Below are 19,346 nucleotides of genomic sequence, written 5' to 3'. Positions count from 1 at the left end.
CTCCTAAAGGGAACCCCTTAAAGGATAGTCGTCCTCAGGCGAATTTCCCTTTTGCCACCTCTTCCGGCGTGACGATGCCCGTATCCAGCACCCAACCGCTTATCAATGCCGCTGGCGTGACGTCAAAGGCCGGGTTGTAGACCTGCGCGTTTTCAGGAGCCCACTGCACCGCGCCAAAGCTCCCGGCCACGCCCGTCACTTCGCTGGCCGCACGTTGTTCAATGGGGATTGCCTCACCGTTTGGGCACGCCGGGTCAAGCGTGGTATGCGGGGCAGCGACATAGAACGGAATACCGTGGAACGTTGCCAGAACCGCCAGAGAATAGGTGCCAATTTTATTCGCCACGTCGCCGTTAGCCGCAATACGGTCTGCGCCCACCCACACCGCGTCAACCAGCCCTTTTGCCATCAGGCTGGCGGCCATGGAATCGGCGATCAGCTGGTACGGCACGCCCAGCTCGCCGAGCTCCCATGCGGTCAGTCTTCCACCCTGCAACAGGGGGCGGGTTTCATCCACCCAGACAGAGCTGACGCGTCCTTCCTGATGCGCGCGGGCAATCACGCCGAGCGCGGTGCCAACCCCTGCCGTCGCCAGCCCGCCGGTATTGCAGTGGGTCAACAGACGGCTGCCGGGTTTCACCAGCGTACTGCCGGCATTCGCGATGGCCTCGCACAGCTGCTTGTCTTCATCAATCAGACGCAGCGCTTCCGCCACCAGCGCAGGCACAAAATCCTCCTGCCAGAGAGCCAGCTTCATGCGGTCGAGGTTGTTCATCAGGTTCACCGCCGTCGGGCGGGATGCCCGCAGGGTCTCCAGCGCCACAGCCAGTTCATCACGGCTTTTGCCGTTTTCCGCCAGAAGGGCCAGCAGCAGGCTTGCAGAGAGACCAATCAGCGGTGCCCCGCGTACGCGCAGGGCGTGAATATGGCCGACCAGCGCCTCTACCGTCGAGGCGTCAAGCCAGCGTTTCTCCTGAGGAAGCGCCTGCTGATCGAGAATAAATAACTGATTCTCCGCCACTCGCAGGCTGGTCGTCTGTAATGTCTGCATGTCGTTAATTCCCTGTTGCGTTGTTGTAGCACATTGTGTCAGGATGAAATCCAGATGTATAGACGTCTAAATGTCTTTATTAGCAAAACCAGTGAGGAACAGGCAATGTCGCAATACCGTACCTTTACCGCCCAGGATGCCGTGGAGTATGCAAAGCAGTTCGGCGGCCTTGATGATCCCTCATCGCTGGTGGAGGCGCAGGAAGTGGGCGACGGTAACCTCAATCTGGTGTTCAAAATTTTCGATACCGAGGGTGTAAGCCGCATCGTTGTTAAGCAGGCGCTGCCGTATGTGCGCTGCGTCGGCGAATCCTGGCCACTGACCCTGGATCGCGCCCGCCTGGAGGCGCAAACGCTGATCGAACACTACCAGCACAGCCCGCAGCACACGGTGAAAATCCACCACTTCGACCCCGAACTGGCGGTGATGGTGATGGAAGATCTCTCCAGCCATGCCATCTGGCGCGGGGAGCTGATCAAAAATACCTACTACCCGCAGGCGGCGCGTCAGCTGGGTGAATACCTCGCGCACACGCTGTTCCATACCAGCGACTTTTACCTGCACCCGCATGAAAAGAAAGCGCAGGTCGCGAAATTCCTTAATCCGGAGATGTGCGAGATCACCGAAGATCTGTTCTTCAACGATCCGTACCAGGTCCACGAACGTAACAACTACCCTGCTGAACTGGAAAAAGACGTTGCCGCCCTGCACGATGACGCTCAGTTAAAAATTGCCGTGGCCTCGCTGAAGCACCGCTTCTTCTCACACGCTGAAGCCCTGCTGCATGGCGATATTCATAGTGGCTCGATTTTCGTGGCAGACGGCAGTCTGAAAGCCATCGACGCAGAGTTCGGCTACTTCGGCCCCATCGGTTTTGACGTCGGCACCGCCATCGGCAACCTGCTGCTCAATTTCTGCGGCCTGCCGGGGCATCTGGGTATTCGCGATGCCGCCGCGGCCCGTGAACAGCGTCTGGCCGACATTCAGACGCTGTGGAACACCTTCGCGGAGCGCTTCCAGATCCTGGCCAGTGAGAAAACGCGCGATGCGGCACTTGCTGCACCGGGCTACGCCTCTGAATTCCTGAAAAAGGTATGGAAAGACGCGATCGGATTCTGCGGCACGGAGCTGATTCGCCGCAGTGTCGGTCTGTCGCACGTGGCGGATATCGAGACCATTCAGGATGAAGCAATGCGCCACGAATGCCTGCGCCACGCGATTACGCTTGGCAAGGCGCTGATTGTGATTGCCGACCGTATCGACACCGCCGAAGATCTGGTGGCGCGGGTGCGTCAGTACAGTTAAACGCCTCGGCCCTCTCCCGATGAAGAGGGCCGTCAGAAAGACACCAGCGCGCCGTTACCCCAGATACTCAATCACCGACAATCCACCGTTATAATCCGTGCTGTAGATAATGCCCTGCGCATCGACAAACACATCGCATGACTGGATCACCTGCGGTCGATTCGGCCGCGTATCTATCATCCTCTCAGGCGCCGCCGGCACCAGCGCACCGGTTTCAACCGGATGGTAAGGATTGGAAATATCAAACGCGCGCACGCCCGCATTCTGCCAGGTCGCAAAAATCAGCGTTGAGCTGACAAAGCTTCCCGGCCGGTTCTCGTGCAGGTTGTGTGGACCAAAATGCGCCCCTTTCGCCACATAATCCCGCTCCTGCGGCTGCGGGAATGTGGAAATACTCACCGGGTTCGACGGCTCGCGAATATCAAACAGCCAGATGAACTTCTCACCGTCCTCCTGGTTATCCAGTACCGCTTCATCCAGCACCACCAGCAGGTCACGATCCGGCAATGGCAGCGCGGTGTGCGTGCCACCTCCAAACGGCGGGCTCCAGTTGCGATGGCTAATCAGCTTCGGCTGGGTGCGATCCTTCACGTCCAGCAGCGTCAGTCCCCCGTCGCGCCAGCTCCCGTAAGCGGTATCCCCGGCAATAATCGCGTGGTGCAGCGCGTAGCGTTTACCTTCCGGCCAATTGGGTTGCTCACAGTCGGTCTGGTTCATCCCCGGCAGCCACCAGCGCCCGGCCACCTCAGGCTTTTGCGGGTCGGCCAGATCGATCGTCAGGAAAATATAGTCGGTAAAGCCGTCGATCAGCGCCGAAACATACGCCCAGCGCCCGCCGACGTACCAGATACGGTGAATGCCGATGCCGCTCAGGGATAAAAAGCCGATCTCACGCGGTTTGTCAGGGGTGGAGATATCAAACACCCGCAACCCGGCGCTCCAGCCCTTGTCCTGCACGTCGCGTACGGTTTCCCCTACCTGACGGGTGTAGTAGACCTTTTCGTCAGCGAAACGGGCATCCGCGAACAAGTCTCGCGCATTAATGACCAGCAGGAGATCGTCGTGCGCCTGGAGATGAACGTTCCAGGTGCCGGCCGGCGCGGGCATATAGCCTGCCGGCTTGGGATGTTTCGGGTCGCGCACGTCCACAATGGAAAAGCCCTGCGAGACCATATGCCCGATGTACGCGAAACCGCGATGCACCATCAGCTGCACGCCGTCCGGGCGACCGCCCTGGTCGCTATGGCCAATCAGCCGCATATTGCGGCTGTATTCAGGCGTGGGAAGCACACTCATTGATGTTTCGCTTCAAGCGTCGCAAACCACGGGGCGATAAAATCTTCTGTCTGACCCCAGCCTGGAATGATTTTCCCCAGCGACGCCACGTTCACTGCGCCTGGCTGGGCGGTCAGCAGCGCCTGCGGGATCGCCGCCGCTTTGAAATCATACGTGGCGGGTGTGGTTTCACCGGCAATCTTGTTGGCAATCAGACGTACGTTGGTTGCACCAATCAGCTTCGGATCCACCGCCACGCTCACTTTCCATGGGCTGCCTGGCTCGCGCATCAGCTGAAGATCCTGGTTTGAGATATCGATGCTGTAGAGTTTGATTTCGGTGCGGCCGTTCTCTTTCAGGGCTTTGTAGGCCCCCTGGCTGAAGGCATCCCAGGTTCCCCAGATGGCGTCAATTTTGCCTTTCGGGTATTTCGCCAGAATAGCGCCCACTTTATTCGCGGTATCTCCCTGCACGTCAGACGAAACGGCACCGATAGAATCCAGCTCTTTAATGTCCGGATACTGCTTCTGCAGCGCTTTATAGGCTGCCTGACGACGTTCCATCGGCGGGAAACCGGCAACCCACAGCTTCACGATGTTGGCTTTGCCGTTGAAATCTTTCGCCAGCTGGCCGAAGGAGAGATGGGTCAGAGAAGCATCATCCTGCTGGGTCACGGTCACCCCGGGAATGTCGCCCTGAACGGCGGTATCAAACACCGACACTTTAATGCCGGCATCGACGGCTTTTTTCACGAGCTCGGTCGCATAGGGGTCGCGCCCCTGAGAGAGGATAATCCCGTCATATTTCTGGCTGATCGCCTGATTGACGAAGTCCTGGAATTTGGCGTCGTCGCCATTGCTCAAAAAGGTGCTGACCTTAAAGCCGAGCTTTTTGCCTTCCTGAATGGCACCGGCGACAAACTGCGTGGTGTTGTCGTCAGAGCCGAGGTTACGGATCACCGCAATGCGGATGGGGCCGTCATGATTTGCAATGGCGGGCGGAAGCGGTGCGGGGGTTGCCGCAAGGCCTGGCAGCGACGTCAGTAACCCTAATGCCACCAGAGAGAGGGTGATTTTTTTCATTCTGTTTTCCCGTTGTGTTGTGATCAATCGTTAGCGTTTTTGTATGTAGGTAATCGCCAGCGCCACGGCGAGCACCAGCCCTTTTATAATGTCCATCGCGTAATAGGGTACGGAAAGCATCACCAGACCGTTCGACAGCACGCCAAGAATGACTGCCCCGACGAGCGTACCCAGCGCGTTCGGTTTTCCGGACCCGGCAAGCGAGAAGCCAATCCACGCCGCCGCAACCGCATCCATCAGATAGCCGCCACCCGCATTCACCTGTGACGAGCCAATCCGCGAGGCCAGTAAAATGCCGCCTAGTCCGGCGAGCAGAGAGGCAATCACGTAGGCCGCCACCTTGTAGCGCGTGGTGCGAATACCGGAGAGACGTGCCGCCTCCGGATTACCGCCGATGGCATACATGCGTCGTCCGTGGGTGGTCAGTGACAGCCCCAGCTGTGCGAGGATCGTCACCACCAGCATGATGATCACGATAGTCGGCACCTGTCCCAGCAGGCTGAATGCCGCCGGAATGGTCCCTTCAGCCATGTCGCCGCTCGGCAGCACCATGTTTTCGGTAATTGACCCGCCGTAGCTGTAGGTCATCGCCACGCCCTGGATAACAAACAGGCTGGCAAGCGTGGCAAGCATGTCCGGGATCCGCAGGATGACAATCAGAAACGCGTTAAACAGGCCAACCAGAGTACAAAGCGCCAGGGTAATCAGTATCGATTCGGTGGTGCCGAAGCCGTACCAGACGAACAGTGACACCACCAGCGCGTTAGCCAGCGATGCCGTTGAACCAACCGACAGGTCAAACCCGCCGATGGTCAGCGAAATTGACACCCCGATAGCAATCACCGTCACGATGGCAATGGAGCGCAGGATATTGATAATGTTGTTCGGATCGAGGAAGTTGTCCGACGCCAGGCCAAAGATGGCCACCAGCGCCACCACGGTCAGCAACATGCCCCACTTGTAGAGAAAATCAAAAATTTGCTGACGGCCAGACGCCGCCGCCGTTACTGAAAGGGCCTTGCTCACGACGCCGTTCCTCCGGTTGAATAATAAAGTAGTGTCTCTTCGTGGGCCTCGGCCCCGGCGATTTCCGCCACGATACGTCCGTCCCACAGCACGCAAATGCGATCGCACAGCCCCACCAGTTCAGCGAATTCACCGGAGGCGTAAATCACCCCTTTGCCCTCGCGCGCCAGGCCGTCAATTAACTGGAACAGATCGGTTTTCGCTTTGACATCGACGCCTTTGGTCGGCTCATCGAAAATCAACACGCTGGCGTCGTTGCGCAGCCACTTGCCGATGGCAATCTTCTGCTGGTTGCCCCCCGACAGACGACGCAGCACCTGCCCCGGCCCACGCGCACGCACGCCGACGCGGGCAATCACCTCTTCCGCCCAGCGCCACGCCTGACGGTGGCCGAACAGACTCCAGCGCGAGAAGCTGTTATCCGCGGTGACCGCCAGGTTCATGCTCACCGGTTCATCAATAAAAATGCCCTCTTTACGCCGTTCCTCCGGTACCAGCGCCAGACCGCGCAATACCGAATCCGCCGGATCGCGCGGCTGCCAGGGCTGATGATTTAGCTCACCACGCGCTACACGGCTTTTGCTGGCCCCAAACAGCGCCTTGCAGAGTTCCGTTTTGCCCGCTCCCGCCAGCCCGGCAATGCCCAGAATTTCGCCTTTTCGCAGGTGCAGGGAGATATCTTTCAACAGCGCGTCATCGTGCAGCCCTTCCACGCGCAGCAACGTCTCGTCACTGTGCGCAGGACGGGCCGGCGGATAGATATCGTTAAGCTCATGGCCAAGCATCTTCTCAACGATTGCGTCACCGCTGAGGTTCGCCATCGGGCCGGATTCAATCAGCTTGCCGTCGCGCAGCACGGTTAAGGTGTCGCAAATAGCGTTCAGTTCGTGAATACGGTGAGAGATAAACACCACGCCAATCCCCTGCTTTTGCAGACGTCTCACTACGGCGAAAAGCCGTTCGCTTTCATGGCTATCCAGCGGCGCGGTCGGTTCATCCAGAATTAGAAAACGGCAGTGGTGTGAGAGCGCCCGCGCCAGCAAAATCTGCTGCTTTTCTGCCAGTGTGCAGGTGTCGACGATGCGTCGCACATCCAGAGCGATACCCAGCTGCGCCAGCGCCTGTTTCGCCTGCTGGCGGATTGCGCGCCAGCGATAGCGATGCCCCGGCTGTGCGAGCTGATCGAGCATGATGTTTTCGGCAATGCTCAGCCCCGGTATCAGCGCGACGTCCACTTCCTGCTGCACCAGGTGGATACCCAGCCGTTTGGCATCAAGCGGCTCGCGGATCGTCACCGGCTGGTTATTAATGCAGATCTCACCTTCGTAGCGATCGTAAGTGCCGCACAGCACCGCCATCAGCGTCGATTTCCCCGCGCCGTTTGCGCCGGTCAGCGCATGCACGGAGCCGCCCATTAACGTCAAATCCACGCGCGACAACGCCTGAAAGCCGGAAAAGGCCAGGCTGATACCGCGCATCTCAAGGCGACTGGAAACCATCCGCGTTAAATCCTTCTTTCATATTGTGATTTATCGAATTTTTCACAGCTCCGGTTGACTGACAACGACGGAAAAGGCATAAGATAAAGCGAAATATTATTAGCCATCCGGATGTCCAGACATAACATCGGGTTAGCGCTTGCTAAAAAAAGGACAACACATGAGCAACACCGAAATCCGCGTCGTGCCAGGCCCGGCGAACTATTTCTCGCATCCGGGAAGCCTTGCGCACCTGAATGATTTCTTTACGCCGGAACAGCTCTCCCGCGCGGTGTGGATTTATGGCGAACGCGCCATTGAAGGCGCGCGCCCTTTCCTGCCGGAAAGCTTTCACACACCGGGGGCGAAACATCTGCTCTTTAAAGGGCACTGCAGCGAACGTGACGTCACCAATCTGGTGACGGCGTCTGGCAATAACGCCAGCGTGGTGATTGGTGTCGGCGGTGGCGCACTGCTTGATACCGCCAAAGCGGTGGCGCGCCGTCTCGGCGTGCCGGTGGTGGCTATTCCCACCATCGCCGCCACCTGCGCCGCCTGGACGCCGCTCTCCGTCTGGTATAACGATGCCGGTCAGGCGCTGCAGTTTGAGGTGTTCGACGATGCTAACTTCCTGGTGCTGGTGGAACCGCACATTATCCTCAAAGCCCCAGCGGAGTACCTGCTGGCAGGCATCGGCGATACGCTGGCGAAGTGGTATGAAGCGGTGGTCCTGGCCCCTCAACCTGAAAACCTGCCCCTGACCGTACGTCTGGGGATCAACGGCGCGCTGGCGATCCGCGACGTGCTGCTTTCCCGTAGCGAAGAGGCGCTGGCCGACCAGCAGCGTGGCGAAGCGACGCAGGCGTTCAGGGACGTTGTGGATGCCATTATTGCCGGGGGCGGAATGGTGGGCGGTCTGGGCGAGCGCTATACCCGCGTGGCGGCCGCGCATGCGGTGCACAACGGTTTAACCGTTTTGCCGCAAACGGAAAAATACCTGCACGGTACCAAAGTGGCCTACGGCATCCTGGTGCAAAGTGCGCTGCTCGGCCAGGATGACGTGCTGGCCGAGCTGGTGGCGGCCTATCAGCGCTTTACCCTGCCCACCACGCTTCGCGAACTGGAGGTGGATATCAACAACCGCGACGAGCTGGACAAGGTCATTGCCCATACGCTGCGCCCGGTGGAATCTATCCACTATTTGCCGGTCGCGCTCACCCCTGAGGTTCTGCGCGCCGCGTTTGAGAAAGTGGAATCCTTCAGCCGTTAATCGTTCCGACCGACTATACCTAATGATGATTCTCATCACTCTCGCAACGAGGTCATCATGCAGATCGATTTAACAGGTAAGAAGGCGCTGGTTACCGGCGCCAGCCGTGGGTTGGGTCGTGCCATCGCACTTTCACTGGCACGCGCCGGTGCCGATGTGGTTATTACGTATGAAAAATCCGCCGACAAAGCCCAGGCGGTCACCGAAGAGATAAAGGCGCTTGGGCGCCACAGCGAGGCGATTCAGGCCGACAGCGCCAGCGCACAGGCCATTCAGGATGCGGTTACCCATGCGGCACGCTCCCTGGGCGGGCTGGATATTCTGGTCAATAACGCCGGGATCGCACGCGGCGGCCCGCTGGAGTCCATGACGCTGGCGGATATTGACGCCCTGATTAACGTCAATATCCGGGGCGTGGTGATTGCCATTCAGGAAGCGCTGGTGCATATGTCTGACGGCGGGCGCATTATCAACATCGGCAGTTGTCTGGCAAACCGTGTGGCGATGCCCGGTATTGCCGTCTATTCGATGACCAAATCTGCGCTCAACTCCCTTACCCGGGGTCTGGCTCGCGATCTCGGCCCGCGCGGCATTACCGTGAACCTTGTGCATCCTGGCCCGACAAACAGCGATATGAACCCGGAGGATGGAGAACAGGCTGAATCTCAGCGCCAGATGATTGCGGTGGGACATTACGGCCAGCCGGAAGACATCGCCGCCGCGGTCACCTTCCTGGCCAGTCCTGCCGCCGGACAAATATCCGGCACGGGACTGGATGTCGATGGCGGGTTAAACGCCTGATCGCATGTTGAATGTAAACAAAAGCAGATCAGCCTTTGTTTACCGAAAGAGGGTTAACAGCACTTCGCGCCGCCCTTGCCGCCGTAGCGGGCGTCCTGGCGGTCGCGGAAGAAAGCTTCATAGGTCATTGGCGTCTGGTCAGGGTGGTTGACGCGCATATGCTCGACGTAGTTGTCGTAATCCGGTACGCCGATCATCATTTTGGCGGCCTGGCCCAGGTATTTTCCTGCTTTGGAGAGGGTGTCGAACATAGTGGATGTCTCGTCTTTTATCCCCTCTCCCCGGCGGGGAGAGGGTGAGGTTGAGCGATTAATGCGCCCCTTTCGCCTGGGTCACAATCTCTTCCAGGTTCTCAGGCATTGGCTCATACGGTGTCTCTTTTGCCGTCGGCTTGTCTTCTTTCAGCGCCGCCAGTGCAGTCTTCAGAGAATACAACGCCAGCACCACAACCACCACCATAAAGAAGATGGTCAGTCCGGCGTCCAGACGGTTGTTAAACACCAGCTGCGACAGCTGTGATTCCGTATATTGCGCCGGGATCTTACCGCTGTCGATCATCGCCTGGAACTTGTTGGCGATAGCCAGGAAGCCCACCTTGTTGTCCGGGCTGAAGGCTTTCTGCCAGCCTGCCGTCAGGGTACAAATCAGCAGCCATGCGGTTGGCAGTAACGCCACCCACGCATAACGCTGACGCTTCATCTTGAACAGCACTACCGCACAGAGCATCAGCGCCATGCCCGCCAGCATCTGGTTGGCAATACCAAACAGCGGCCACAGGGTGTTAATCCCCCCCAGCGGATCGACGACGCCCTGATGGAGGAAATATCCCCACGCCAGTACGCACAGCGCCGTTGCCAGCAGGTTCGCCGGTAATGAATCGGTACGTTTCAGGTTCGGTGAGATCACCCCCAGCAGATCCTGCAGCATAAAGCGTGCCGCACGCGTTCCTGCATCCACCGCCGTCAGAATAAACAGCGCTTCAAACAGAATGGCGAAGTGATACCAGAACGACACGTCCATCAGCCCGCCCAGCGCGCCGTGCAGAATATACGCCATGCCCACCGCCAGCGTTGGCGCGCCCCCCGCACGGGAAATAATTGACTGCTCGCCCACTTCACTGGCGATATGGGTCAACGTGTCAGGGGTAATGGCAAAGCCCCAGCCGCTTACCACCTGCGCGGCAGAGGCCACCACGTCAACGGTGCCGGCCGGTGCCAGCAGCGCCATTGGGCTGTTCATCGCGAAGTAAACGCCCGGGTCGATAATACAGGCCGAGACCAGCGCCATTATCGCCACGAACGATTCCATCAGCATGCCGCCGTAGCCAATCAGGCAGGCCTGATTCTCATTGGCGAGCATTTTCGGCGTGGTACCGGAGGCAATCAGCGCGTGGAAACCAGACACCGCGCCACAGGCGATGGTGATAAACAGGAACGGGAACAGGTTGCCGGTCCAGACCGGGCCGGTGCCATCAATAAATTTGGTCAGCGCAGGCATGGTCAGCGTCGGGCGCATAATCAAAATGCCGATTGCCAGCCCCACAATCGTGCCGATTTTCAGGAAGGTGGAGAGGTAATCGCGCGGGGCCAGCAGCAGCCACACCGGCAGCACCGCCGCCACAAATCCGTACCCTACCAGCATCCACGTCAGCTGTACGCCGGTGAAATCGAAGAACGGCGCCCACGTCGGGCTCTCAGCCACCCAGCCGCCGGAGATAATGGCAAACACCAGAAAGACCAGGCCGATGACCGACACTTCACCAATGCGTCCCGGACGCAGGTAGCGAATGTAGATCCCCATAAACAGCGCCAGCGGAATGGTAAAGGCCACGGTATAGGTTCCCCACGGACTGTGGGTCAGCGCTTTCACCACGATCATCGCCAGCACCGCGAGGATGATCACCATGATCATAAAGGTCGCGATCAGGGCGATCACCCCGGCCGTGGCTCCCATCTCCTCTTTCACCAGCTCACCGAGCGAACGTCCGTCGCGGCGGGTGGAGACGAACAGCACCATAAAGTCCTGCACCGCACCGGCCAGTACGACGCCCGCGAGGATCCAGATCATCCCCGGCAGGTAACCCATCTGCGCCGCCAGGACTGGCCCCACCAGCGGGCCCGCGCCGGCAATCGCCGCAAAATGGTGACCGAACAGCACTTTCTTGTCGGTAGGCACATAGTCCAGACCGTCGTTATGACGAACCGCAGGCGTCATGCGCGTGCCGTCGACCCCTAACACCGTCTTCGCGATATAGCGGCCATAAAAACGGTACGCGATCAGATAAATACAGACCGAGGCGACAACGATCCACAGCGCGTTGATCTGTTCCCCCCGGTTGAGGGCGATATAGCCCAGGGCAAATGCTCCCACAACGGAGAGCCCTGCCCACGTAAGGTATTTCCCTGAGTTGTTCATAGTTGTTGTCCGTTGTTGTGAAACAGTGAGATGTTACATTTTGTTTCTAGAACAACGCTCAAAATTTAACAACTTTGAAACGCAATAATGCGTGGTCAAACCAGACATTTACACCACATTGTTAAGCCGATCACCTTCCGCTGAAACACCCCTGCCGCCACGGGTCACACTTTTGCCTTTTTCGTCCCGACACCGCCTTACGAAATGATTTGTATCATTTTTTTTGCTCAAAACCTCGCCAGAATGACCCTGCGCAATCGCGTGCATACAAGGAAAAGGATATGAACAGTTCAGTACCTCAGGATCTCAAGGTCGGGCCCGGCGCGTACGTTGCGCTGGCATTCGCAGCCGTTTTCTTCTCTGGCCTGCTGGGCGGAAAAGAGTGGTACGGCGTGTTTGATTTCACCACCCTCAACGGTGCGTTTGGCAAGGTGGTCAGCAAGGCCAGCCTTGAAGACGGCACCCTGACTACCGCCACCAGCGCCTTTCGCGGTACCGGCGGCAGTGGCGCAATGGACGGGTTTCTCTTTGCGCTCGGTTTAATTCCGGCCGTGATGTTTGCCCTCGGGATGATCAACGTGCTGGAGCACTATGGTGCGCTGCGTGCAGCCCGTAAGCTGTTAACGCCGCTGCTGCGCCCGCTGCTGGGTATTCCGGGCACCACCGGGCTGGCGTTGATTGGCAGCCTGCAGAGCACCGATGTGGGTGCATCCCTCACCCGCAACCTGTCCGATGAAGGGCAGATTAGCGAAAAAGAGAAAGACGTTTTCGCCATGTTCCAGTTCTCCGCCGGGGCGATGATCACCAACTTTTTCTCCTCTGGTGCCATCCTCTTTACCCTGGTCGCCGTTGACGGGACGGCCGCGGTGCCGACCTCCATTGGTGCCTGCATCGCCGTGATGTTCATCATGAAGATTGTCGGCGCGAATCTGCTGCGCCTGATCCTGACCGTCATCGGCAAAGATGCCCTTGAGCAACAACCGACACAAGGAGAGACCGTATGAGTGCCCCACAATCTCATCCCGTGATTACCGATGTGTTTGTCGAAGGCGCACGCAAGGGCTGGAGTATTGCCACCGGCAGCACCCTGCCCAACGTGGTCATGGCTTTTATCATCATCAAGGCGCTGGAAATTACCGGGGCGCTGAAAGGGCTGGGGATGATCTTCTCCCCGCTGATGGGCCTGTTTGGCCTGCCGGGTGAAGCGGCTGCCGTGCTGATTGGCGGCTGGATGTCGATGGGCGGTGGGATCGGCGTGGCGATCGGCCTGTTTGATAAAGGGATTATTACCGGCGAGCACCTGGCGATTCTGGCACCTGCTATCTATCTGATGGGCTCACAGGTGCAGTATCTCGGCCGCATTCTGGGTGTGATCGGCACCCGCGCCAAACGTATTCCGCTGATGATTGCCATTTCGGTCATCAACGCCTTCTTAGCCATGCTGCTGATGCGCATTATTCTCTGAACAGGACGTTACTATGAACCTTGACCATTATATTGAAGAGCTGAAAAGCCTGGTGAACGTGGACTGCGGTACCCGCACTGTCGCAGGCGTCGAAACCGTGGCTGGCATTATTGAAACGCTCTGGCAACGCGAAGGCTGGCACACCGAACGGGTTAATCTGGGCGACAAGGTTGGCCCGGGCGTATTCGTCAGTAATAAGCCACAGGCGGCACAGTTCGACGTTCTGCTGGTCGGCCATCTTGATACGGTATTTGCCCCCGGCACCGTCGCCGAGCGTCCGCTGAGCGAGGACGCCACCCGTCTTTATGGCCCTGGCGTATCGGATATGAAGAGCGGCCTGCTGAATATCTTGTGGGCGATGCGTGATCTGGACGCAGCCGACCACGATCGTCTGGCCATTGCGATCGCCATGAATCCCGACGAGGAGACCGGCTCCGTCTATTCACACGAATGGATTGGCGAACTGGCAAAACGCGCCCGCTGCGTGCTGGTATGCGAAGCCGCGCGCGCCGACGGTTCGCTGGTGAAGGCTCGCAAAGGGATGGCGGGCTATCACCTGACGTTCAGCGGCGTGGCGGCACACGCGGGTAACGAACCGGAGAAAGGCCGCTCGGCGATAACCGCCCTGGCAAACAGCATTATTGCCATTAATGCCCTGACCGACCAGGAACGTGGCACCATGCTCAACGTCGGCGTGATCCACGGCGGCAGCGCGGCAAACGTGGTGGCCGATAAAGCCGTTGCCGAACTGGACGTGCGTTTCTGGGAAAACGATGAGTACAGCCGGGTGAACCAGGCGCTGGAGGCATTGTGTGAAAAAGGCTTTTTAGAGGGCGTCACGACCTCGTTGACGCGCGTGAACCACAAACCGGCGATGGCAGCGAGTAAAGCCACGCAGGCGCTGATGCAGCAGGTTGAAGCGGCAGGTCAGGCGGAAGGAATAGCCATTACCTGGCAGGCGGTCGGTGGTGGCAGTGATGCCAACCACACCGCCGCGCTGGGCATTCCGACCCTGGACGGGCTGGGGCCGATCGGTGCCGGGTTCCACAGCCCGGCGGAGTGGCTGGATAAAGCGTCGATTGCGCCGAGAATACGCTTGTTGAAGCGGGTGATTTCAATGCTGTAAGCCTTATCCCTCTCCCCAACGGGGAGAGGGATGTTGACCGTGCAACGCTAGCCCAAAATTTGGGTACTCAACCGGCAGGTACAGCACCGCCGTCCCTGCTCGTCGAACACCACAATCTCCCAGCTCTGGCTGGTTCGCCCAAGATGCAACGGCTGACACACTCCGCGCACCTTCCCATGCGATACCGCGCGATGGTGCGTTGCGTTCAGTTCCGTTCCCACCACGCTTTGTCCGTCGCGGGTCATCAGAAACCCGGCCATCGACCCCAGCGTTTCCGCCAGCGCCGCCGACGCCCCGCCGTGCAGCAGACCGAACGGTTGATGGGTACGCGCATCCACGGGCATTTCGGCCTCAAGCGTATCGTCACCGATGCGGGTATAGACGATGCCCAGATGCGCCACCATGGAGTTCAGACTGGTGGCGTTCATTTCTTCACGCGATAAGTGACGTTTCCAGATCATCTACGCCCCCAGCGTGGAGCCGCCGTCCACCACGATATCCTGCAACGTGATATGGCTGGCAGCATCGGACGCGAGGAACAGCACCGTGCTGGCAATCTCCTGCGGACGGGCGATTTTGCCCAGCGGAATACCGAGCTTGAACTGCTCGCCAAAGCCGCGAATACGCTGCTGCTCAGCACCGTCGCTTTTCCACAGGGTGCGCTGCATATCGGTATCCGTTGACCCGGGCGACACCAGATTACAGCGCACGCCACTGCCCGCCAGCTCAAGCCCGACGGTCAGCGCCAGGCTTTTTAGCGCCGCTTTCGACGCACCGTAGGCGCTCATTCCGATACGCGGCGTGTGGGCCGCGTCAGACGCCACGGTGACAATCGCCCCGCTTTGCTGGCGACGGAACTGGCCCATCGTCTGCTGGAACAGATTAAATGCCCCGCCGACATTAACCGCGAAGGTCTGCTGCCAGTCCTCCTGCGCAATCTGGTCGGTCGCGCCCATACGCAGTATTCCCGCCGCGTTCACCAGCACGTCCAGACGCTCAAGCCTTGCCAGCGCACGCCCGCATACCTCGCGGACCTGTACGGCATCCGCGATATCCAGCGTTTCGGTGGCAAAGGGATACGCTTCCTGCGGGAAGGCCAGGTCAAATCCGGTGACCTGCGCGCCCGCTTCAACAAACGCCCGCGCCGTCGCGTAACCGATGCCCTTACCCGCGCCCGTTACCCAGACGGTTTTGCCGGTAAAATCGAACCCCGCCATCACTTCACCTCGCGGGAGAGCAGCGCCCACCAGGCGTCGAGGGTGGGATTTTTCGCCAGCATCACGAAGTCGATATCGCCGTGCACTTTGCGCCAGCGGGCGGCCAGCGCCATCATGCGCACCGAGTCCAGGCCGTAGTCGATCAGGTTTTCGTCATCCATCGGCTCATCTGATTCATCCAGCAGCGGCAGGATGATGTCACGCAGCGCCGCTTTCGTGGCCGGAATGGACGGCAGCAGGTCGTCCGTCATAACCACCCGGCCGGCGCGCCCTGCGACGTAGTTCAGGGACATCAGGTGCTCATCGCGGGTAAAATCGGCCAGCGCATCGGCGATAAAGAACGGTTTGATATCCCGCATAAAGGCGTCTGTAGCGGTCGTCATGCAGCCAATATGGGCGTAAACCCCGGTGATCAGCAGCTGGTTGCGCCCCGTCTCTTTCAGCATCAACTCCAGCGGCGAGCGGTGGAACGCGCTGTAGCGCCACTTCACCAGTACCGTATCGGCTTCATCCGGCGTCAGCTGAGACACAATGCGCTGCTGCTCTGGTGAGCGGGTCAGCCCCGGTCCCCACATATCGTTCAGCAGGGCGCGGTCTTCATCGCTCTGCGCTTTCGGCTGCGCGGTGTAGTAAACCGGAATATTGTGTTGCTTGCAGTAATCGCGAAGTCTGGCGATATTCGCGACCACCTGGGCCATCATCGGGCTGTTTTCGCCCCAGAAGTTCAGGAAATACTCCTGCATATCATGGATCAACAGCGCGGCACGTTCTGGCTCAAACGCCCAGTTCACTTTGTTGTCTGGCAGGTCTGCGGCCGTCGGCAGCGCATAAGCGGTTAATTGTGGAATGGCCATACTCTGTTCCTTAGCCCCGGGCGCGTTCAGCTAGCCACAGGCGCAACTGTTTCTTATCGACTTTGCCGACGGGCGTTAACGGAAGCGCATCAACGCTCTCCACGCGGTCCGGCAGTTTAAATTCTGCAACGCCCTGCTCACGCAGGAAGCGGCGCACCTCCACCGCACGCAGTGGCTCTTTCACCACCAGATACGCGCAGCTCTTTTCACCCAGCAGGCTGTCCTCCATGCTCACCAGGGCCGCGTGGATCACCGCGTCGTGGCGCAGCAGCAGGTTTTCAATCTCTTCTGCGGCAATCTTTTCGCCGCCACGGTTGATCTGATCTTTCTCCCGTCCCTGAACGGTGATGTAGCCCTGTTCGTCAATGGCGATCAGATCCCCGGAGCAGTAAAAGCCGTCCGCATCAAAGGCGCTGGCGTTGTGCTCCGGACTGTTGAAATAGCCGCGGAAGGTATACGGCCCGCGGGTCATCAGGCGCCCGACTTCACCGCGCGGGAGCGGATTACCGTGCTCGTCCGCCACCCACACTTCATCATCCGGGCACATCGGGCGCCCCTGCGTATTGATGATGCGTTCCGGCGTATCATCGAGCGCGGTGTAGTTCACCAGCCCTTCCGCCATACCAAACACCTGCTGCAGCTGGCAGCCAATTTCTGCCGGAATACGCGCCGCGAGCGACGCGGACAGGCGCGCCCCACCGACCTGCAGCAGCGTCAGCGATGAGAGCGGAGCATTCCCTGCACCGTCGGCAATCGCCTGCAGCCACAGGCTGACCGCCGGGGGCACCAGCGAGGTAACCGTGATCTGATGTTTTTCTATCAGCGGGAAGCAGATTGTGGCGCTCGGATCGTTTGCCAGTACCACGCAGCCACCCGCCGTAAAGACGCCTAACGAGCCGGGCGAGCTCATGGCGTAGTTATGGGCCGCTGGCAGCGCATTCAGATAACGCGTGTCCGCGGTAATCCCGCAGATCGCATTGCTGCGACGGATGCTGTAGTCATAGTCGTTATGCGTACGCGGGATCAGCTTCGGCGTGCCGGTACTCCCGCCCGAGAGCTGGAAGAACGCCACTTCGTCGGCAGGAGTCGGGTTCGGAATGAAATTTTCTGCCGGATGCGCAATCGCCGCGTCCAGCGCATGTTCACCCTTGTCGCCGCGCAGCAGCACGACGCGCACCGAACGGTGCTCATCGACAAAAGTATTGAGGAAGTCATCCCCTGCAAACAGGGCGTGCTCACGATCGGCTATCAGCAGCGCAGGTTTGATCTGCGCGGCGTAGGCGTTCAGCTCAGAGCGCTGATGGCTAAAGAGCGCATTGACCGGCGCCACGCCCATCTGCAGCAGGGCGAAAAAGGTCATGTAAAACTCGCACACGTTGCCAAGCTGCACCAGCGCCGTTTCACCGCGATGAAGCCCCAACGCCTGCAGCCGCGATGCCAGATTATTCACGGCCTGGTTAAACTCGCGGTACGTTATGCGACGGTCACCGTCGACGATCGCCACCGCATCGTTATTCGCCTGATCCGTCAGGATGTGGGTCAGCGGCAGATCCTGCCAGTAGCCTTTTTCACGGTAGCGCCGGGCAAAATCCTCGGGCCAACGGGTAAAGGGAAGGGTCATGAGTGTTCCTTAGTGCAAACCAAAAACATTGAGCATGGTGGAGAGTTTTACGCCGGTTTCACGCCACTCGCCCACGGGTGAAGAGGCCGGGACAATGCCCGCGCCGGCAAACAGGCGAACGGTATTCTGCTGCAGACGTGCGCAGCGGATGGTGACCACCCATTCGCCATTGCCTTCACTGTCGCACCAGCCGACGATGCCGCCGAACAGCTCGCGATCGAACGGCTCCAGCCCGGCGATCAACGCCTTAGCAGCCTGATGCGGGAAACCGCTCAGGGCTGGCGTCGGGTGCAGCAGGCAGGCCAGCGTCAGCGCGTTTTCGTTTTCACGCGCCTCACCTTCCACCGGCGTGGCCAGATGCCAGAGCGTGGGGGTGGTGATCAACTGTGGGGAGGAAGGCATGCTGAGGTGATGGCTGCGCGGTTTGAGAATGGCTTTCATCGCCTGGGTCACCAGGTCATGCTCGTGACGATCTTTTTCGGACGCCAGCAGCTTGTTGCCCGCCTCACGATCCAGCACGTCATCCGGCTGACGACGCGCGGAGCCTGCCAGCGGCAGAGAGCTAAAATGCGCCCCTTCTTTACGCAGCAGCAGTTCCGGGCTTGCGCCGAGCAGCACGCCACCGTCTTCCAGCGGTACGTGGAAGTTGTAGCTGGCCGGGTTCTGGGCGATCAGCCGCTCCATGAGCGCACCGCTATCAATCGGTTTGTCGGTGACGATATCAATCAGGCGCGACAGCACCACTTTGTTCACCTGCGGCGTGGCGGTGAGGGCAGCCGCGCGGGCGACCATCTCTTCAAATACCGGCTGCGGTGGGATCTCGGTGCGTTTTTCCACCTTCAGCGCCTGTGAGCCGGCAACATAGCGGGCGGACTGCTGACGCGCCGGGCGAGAAAAGGTCTGCCAGCGTTGCGGAATAAACAGAGACGACGGCTTGCGGGTATCAAACGGAATGGCACCCACCATCACAGGATGGACAATGCCGCTGGCTTTTGCGTTGCGGAAAGCCTGGGCTAATTTCTGCTGAAACTGTCCTGCCGGATCGTCACCCCCGACGGCGGATTCAGAGAAGCGGGAAAAACAGCCGGACGTGGTAAAACTGCGGTAAGGCGACATAAAGAAAAAGCTGTCTGATTGCAGCGTGCTGGCGGTGTGCTGAACTTCCTCAGCCAGGGACGTATCCATTTCATCCTCCTAAAATGATAAAGGCAGTAATAATGATTATCATTTATATTTACGCTCGCTAACCTAATCTCACATCGCCTCGGTGTCAACCGCAGAGCAAACATCTTCTTCGGGTAACGCTTGCATCCCGTCGTCGCAGACATGAAAATGAGAAGCATTAACCTCAACAGAAACA

Annotated in this window: 18 protein-coding genes; 6 read left to right on the top strand and 12 right to left on the bottom strand. The window is 59.1% G+C overall.

The features are described 5' to 3' along the window. Positions 1-34 precede the first annotated feature (34 nt). Positions 35-1,051, bottom strand: coding sequence for an S-methyl-5-thioribose-1-phosphate isomerase (mtnA, locus tag AM379_RS14105; RefSeq protein ID WP_025204686.1), 1,017 nt, complete (start codon positions 1,049-1,051; stop codon positions 35-37). A gap of 105 nt (positions 1,052-1,156) precedes the next feature. Between mtnA and mtnK the strand changes: the two genes are divergently transcribed. Beyond that, complete coding sequence (gene mtnK / locus AM379_RS14100) at positions 1,157-2,356, top strand: S-methyl-5-thioribose kinase (RefSeq protein ID WP_106503831.1); 1,200 nt, start codon at positions 1,157-1,159, stop codon at positions 2,354-2,356. A gap of 54 nt (positions 2,357-2,410) precedes the next feature. On the opposite strand, the gene AM379_RS14095 is transcribed toward mtnK, so the two are convergent. Genes AM379_RS14095 through AM379_RS14080 form a run of 4 tightly spaced genes read right to left on the bottom strand, consistent with a single transcriptional unit; the run spans position 2,411 to position 7,238 of the window. Further along, complete coding sequence (locus AM379_RS14095; protein ID WP_106503830.1) at positions 2,411-3,652, bottom strand: LVIVD repeat-containing protein; 1,242 nt, start codon at positions 3,650-3,652, stop codon at positions 2,411-2,413. Further along, positions 3,649-4,713, bottom strand: a complete 1,065-nt coding sequence (locus tag AM379_RS14090; protein ID WP_106503829.1) for a sugar ABC transporter substrate-binding protein — start codon at positions 4,711-4,713, stop codon at positions 3,649-3,651. Before AM379_RS14090 ends, AM379_RS14095 begins: the two co-directional genes overlap by 4 nt. Before the next feature lie 30 nt (positions 4,714-4,743). After that, positions 4,744-5,739 carry an ABC transporter permease gene (locus AM379_RS14085; RefSeq protein ID WP_025204689.1) on the bottom strand — a complete coding sequence of 332 codons (996 nt, stop codon included), beginning with the start codon at positions 5,737-5,739 and terminating at the stop codon, positions 4,744-4,746. After that, on the bottom strand, positions 5,736-7,238 hold the full coding sequence (locus AM379_RS14080; protein WP_020885019.1) for a sugar ABC transporter ATP-binding protein: 1,503 nt from the start codon (positions 7,236-7,238) through the stop codon (positions 5,736-5,738). The genes AM379_RS14085 and AM379_RS14080 overlap by 4 nt, the downstream gene beginning before the upstream one ends. A gap of 160 nt (positions 7,239-7,398) precedes the next feature. Between AM379_RS14080 and AM379_RS14075 the strand changes: the two genes are divergently transcribed. Together AM379_RS14075 and AM379_RS14070 are read left to right on the top strand one after the other, a co-directional pair. Beyond that, on the top strand, positions 7,399-8,487 hold the full coding sequence (locus AM379_RS14075) for an oxidoreductase (RefSeq protein WP_106503828.1): 1,089 nt from the start codon (positions 7,399-7,401) through the stop codon (positions 8,485-8,487). 57 nt (positions 8,488-8,544) lie between these two features. Continuing rightward, on the top strand, positions 8,545-9,288 hold the full coding sequence (locus tag AM379_RS14070) for an SDR family NAD(P)-dependent oxidoreductase (RefSeq protein ID WP_014169080.1): 744 nt from the start codon (positions 8,545-8,547) through the stop codon (positions 9,286-9,288). Between the two features lie 53 nt (positions 9,289-9,341). Here the strand turns inward: AM379_RS14070 and AM379_RS14065 are convergent, their stop codons facing one another. Together AM379_RS14065 and cstA are read right to left on the bottom strand one after the other, a co-directional pair. Next, on the bottom strand, positions 9,342-9,539 hold the full coding sequence (locus AM379_RS14065) for a YbdD/YjiX family protein (RefSeq protein ID WP_014169079.1): 198 nt from the start codon (positions 9,537-9,539) through the stop codon (positions 9,342-9,344). A 58-nt stretch (positions 9,540-9,597) separates the two neighbouring features. Continuing rightward, a complete protein-coding gene (gene cstA, locus AM379_RS14060; RefSeq protein ID WP_014169078.1) occupies positions 9,598-11,703 on the bottom strand; it encodes a pyruvate/proton symporter CstA in 2,106 nt (701 codons plus the stop codon). Positions 11,704-11,984: 281 nt separating this feature from the next. Here cstA and AM379_RS14055 point away from each other — a divergent pair, with 281 nt between their 5' ends. Genes AM379_RS14055 through AM379_RS14045 form a run of 3 tightly spaced genes read left to right on the top strand, consistent with a single transcriptional unit; the run spans position 11,985 to position 14,294 of the window. Beyond that, the gene (locus tag AM379_RS14055; RefSeq protein ID WP_106503827.1) at positions 11,985-12,707 is read left to right on the top strand and encodes a nucleoside recognition domain-containing protein; all 723 of its coding nucleotides are present in this window, start codon (positions 11,985-11,987) and stop codon (positions 12,705-12,707) included. Next, positions 12,704-13,168: a YjiG family protein gene (locus AM379_RS14050; RefSeq protein ID WP_014169076.1), complete on the top strand. Its 465-nt coding sequence runs from the start codon at positions 12,704-12,706 to the stop codon at positions 13,166-13,168. The genes AM379_RS14055 and AM379_RS14050 overlap by 4 nt, the downstream gene beginning before the upstream one ends. Positions 13,169-13,181: 13 nt before the next feature. Beyond that, a complete protein-coding gene (locus tag AM379_RS14045) occupies positions 13,182-14,294 on the top strand; it encodes a M20 family metallopeptidase (protein WP_106503826.1) in 1,113 nt (370 codons plus the stop codon). Between the two features lie 47 nt (positions 14,295-14,341). Here the strand turns inward: AM379_RS14045 and entH are convergent, their stop codons facing one another. From entH to entC, 5 genes are read right to left on the bottom strand one after another with little or no spacing between them, the layout of a single operon-like run. Next, on the bottom strand, positions 14,342-14,755 hold the full coding sequence (gene entH, locus AM379_RS14040) for a proofreading thioesterase EntH (RefSeq protein WP_014169074.1): 414 nt from the start codon (positions 14,753-14,755) through the stop codon (positions 14,342-14,344). After that, positions 14,756-15,511 (bottom strand): 2,3-dihydro-2,3-dihydroxybenzoate dehydrogenase EntA, encoded by a 756-nt coding sequence (gene entA, locus AM379_RS14035; RefSeq protein WP_063214879.1) that lies wholly within the window; start codon positions 15,509-15,511, stop codon positions 14,756-14,758. After that, positions 15,511-16,365 (bottom strand): isochorismatase, encoded by an 855-nt coding sequence (locus AM379_RS14030; protein ID WP_014169072.1) that lies wholly within the window; start codon positions 16,363-16,365, stop codon positions 15,511-15,513. The genes entA and AM379_RS14030 overlap by 1 nt, the downstream gene beginning before the upstream one ends. A 10-nt stretch (positions 16,366-16,375) precedes the next feature. Beyond that, complete coding sequence (gene entE, locus AM379_RS14025) at positions 16,376-17,986, bottom strand: (2,3-dihydroxybenzoyl)adenylate synthase EntE (RefSeq protein WP_073395720.1); 1,611 nt, start codon at positions 17,984-17,986, stop codon at positions 16,376-16,378. A gap of 9 nt (positions 17,987-17,995) precedes the next feature. Continuing rightward, positions 17,996-19,171 carry an isochorismate synthase EntC gene (gene entC / locus AM379_RS14020; RefSeq protein WP_106503825.1) on the bottom strand — a complete coding sequence of 392 codons (1,176 nt, stop codon included), beginning with the start codon at positions 19,169-19,171 and terminating at the stop codon, positions 17,996-17,998. Positions 19,172-19,346: the final 175 nt, after the last annotated feature.

Source organism: Enterobacter cloacae complex sp. FDA-CDC-AR_0132, assembly GCF_003010695.1.
Lineage (GTDB): Bacteria > Pseudomonadota > Gammaproteobacteria > Enterobacterales > Enterobacteriaceae > Enterobacter > Enterobacter ludwigii.
This window is presented reverse-complemented; position numbering and strand designations above follow the sequence as displayed.

What these genes read in the sequence shown, in the direction of transcription:
- mtnK (WP_106503831.1), top strand. Translation starts at nt 1,157, where the DNA reads ATGTCGCAATACCGTACCTTTACCGCCCAGGATGCCGTGGAGTATGCA.
- AM379_RS14030 (WP_014169072.1), bottom strand. Translation starts at nt 16,365, where the DNA reads ATGGCCATTCCACAATTAACCGCTTATGCGCTGCCGACGGCCGCAGAC.
- mtnA (WP_025204686.1), bottom strand. Translation starts at nt 1,051, where the DNA reads ATGCAGACATTACAGACGACCAGCCTGCGAGTGGCGGAGAATCAGTTA.
- entC (WP_106503825.1), bottom strand. Translation starts at nt 19,171, where the DNA reads ATGGATACGTCCCTGGCTGAGGAAGTTCAGCACACCGCCAGCACGCTG.
- entE (WP_073395720.1), bottom strand. Translation starts at nt 17,986, where the DNA reads ATGACCCTTCCCTTTACCCGTTGGCCCGAGGATTTTGCCCGGCGCTAC.
- AM379_RS14090 (WP_106503829.1), bottom strand. Translation starts at nt 4,713, where the DNA reads ATGAAAAAAATCACCCTCTCTCTGGTGGCATTAGGGTTACTGACGTCG.
- AM379_RS14070 (WP_014169080.1), top strand. Translation starts at nt 8,545, where the DNA reads ATGCAGATCGATTTAACAGGTAAGAAGGCGCTGGTTACCGGCGCCAGC.
- cstA (WP_014169078.1), bottom strand. Translation starts at nt 11,703, where the DNA reads ATGAACAACTCAGGGAAATACCTTACGTGGGCAGGGCTCTCCGTTGTG.
- AM379_RS14075 (WP_106503828.1), top strand. Translation starts at nt 7,399, where the DNA reads ATGAGCAACACCGAAATCCGCGTCGTGCCAGGCCCGGCGAACTATTTC.
- AM379_RS14050 (WP_014169076.1), top strand. Translation starts at nt 12,704, where the DNA reads ATGAGTGCCCCACAATCTCATCCCGTGATTACCGATGTGTTTGTCGAA.
- entA (WP_063214879.1), bottom strand. Translation starts at nt 15,511, where the DNA reads ATGGCGGGGTTCGATTTTACCGGCAAAACCGTCTGGGTAACGGGCGCG.
- AM379_RS14065 (WP_014169079.1), bottom strand. Translation starts at nt 9,539, where the DNA reads ATGTTCGACACCCTCTCCAAAGCAGGAAAATACCTGGGCCAGGCCGCC.
- AM379_RS14055 (WP_106503827.1), top strand. Translation starts at nt 11,985, where the DNA reads ATGAACAGTTCAGTACCTCAGGATCTCAAGGTCGGGCCCGGCGCGTAC.
- AM379_RS14045 (WP_106503826.1), top strand. Translation starts at nt 13,182, where the DNA reads ATGAACCTTGACCATTATATTGAAGAGCTGAAAAGCCTGGTGAACGTG.
- AM379_RS14080 (WP_020885019.1), bottom strand. Translation starts at nt 7,238, where the DNA reads ATGGTTTCCAGTCGCCTTGAGATGCGCGGTATCAGCCTGGCCTTTTCC.
- AM379_RS14095 (WP_106503830.1), bottom strand. Translation starts at nt 3,652, where the DNA reads ATGAGTGTGCTTCCCACGCCTGAATACAGCCGCAATATGCGGCTGATT.
- entH (WP_014169074.1), bottom strand. Translation starts at nt 14,755, where the DNA reads ATGATCTGGAAACGTCACTTATCGCGTGAAGAAATGAACGCCACCAGT.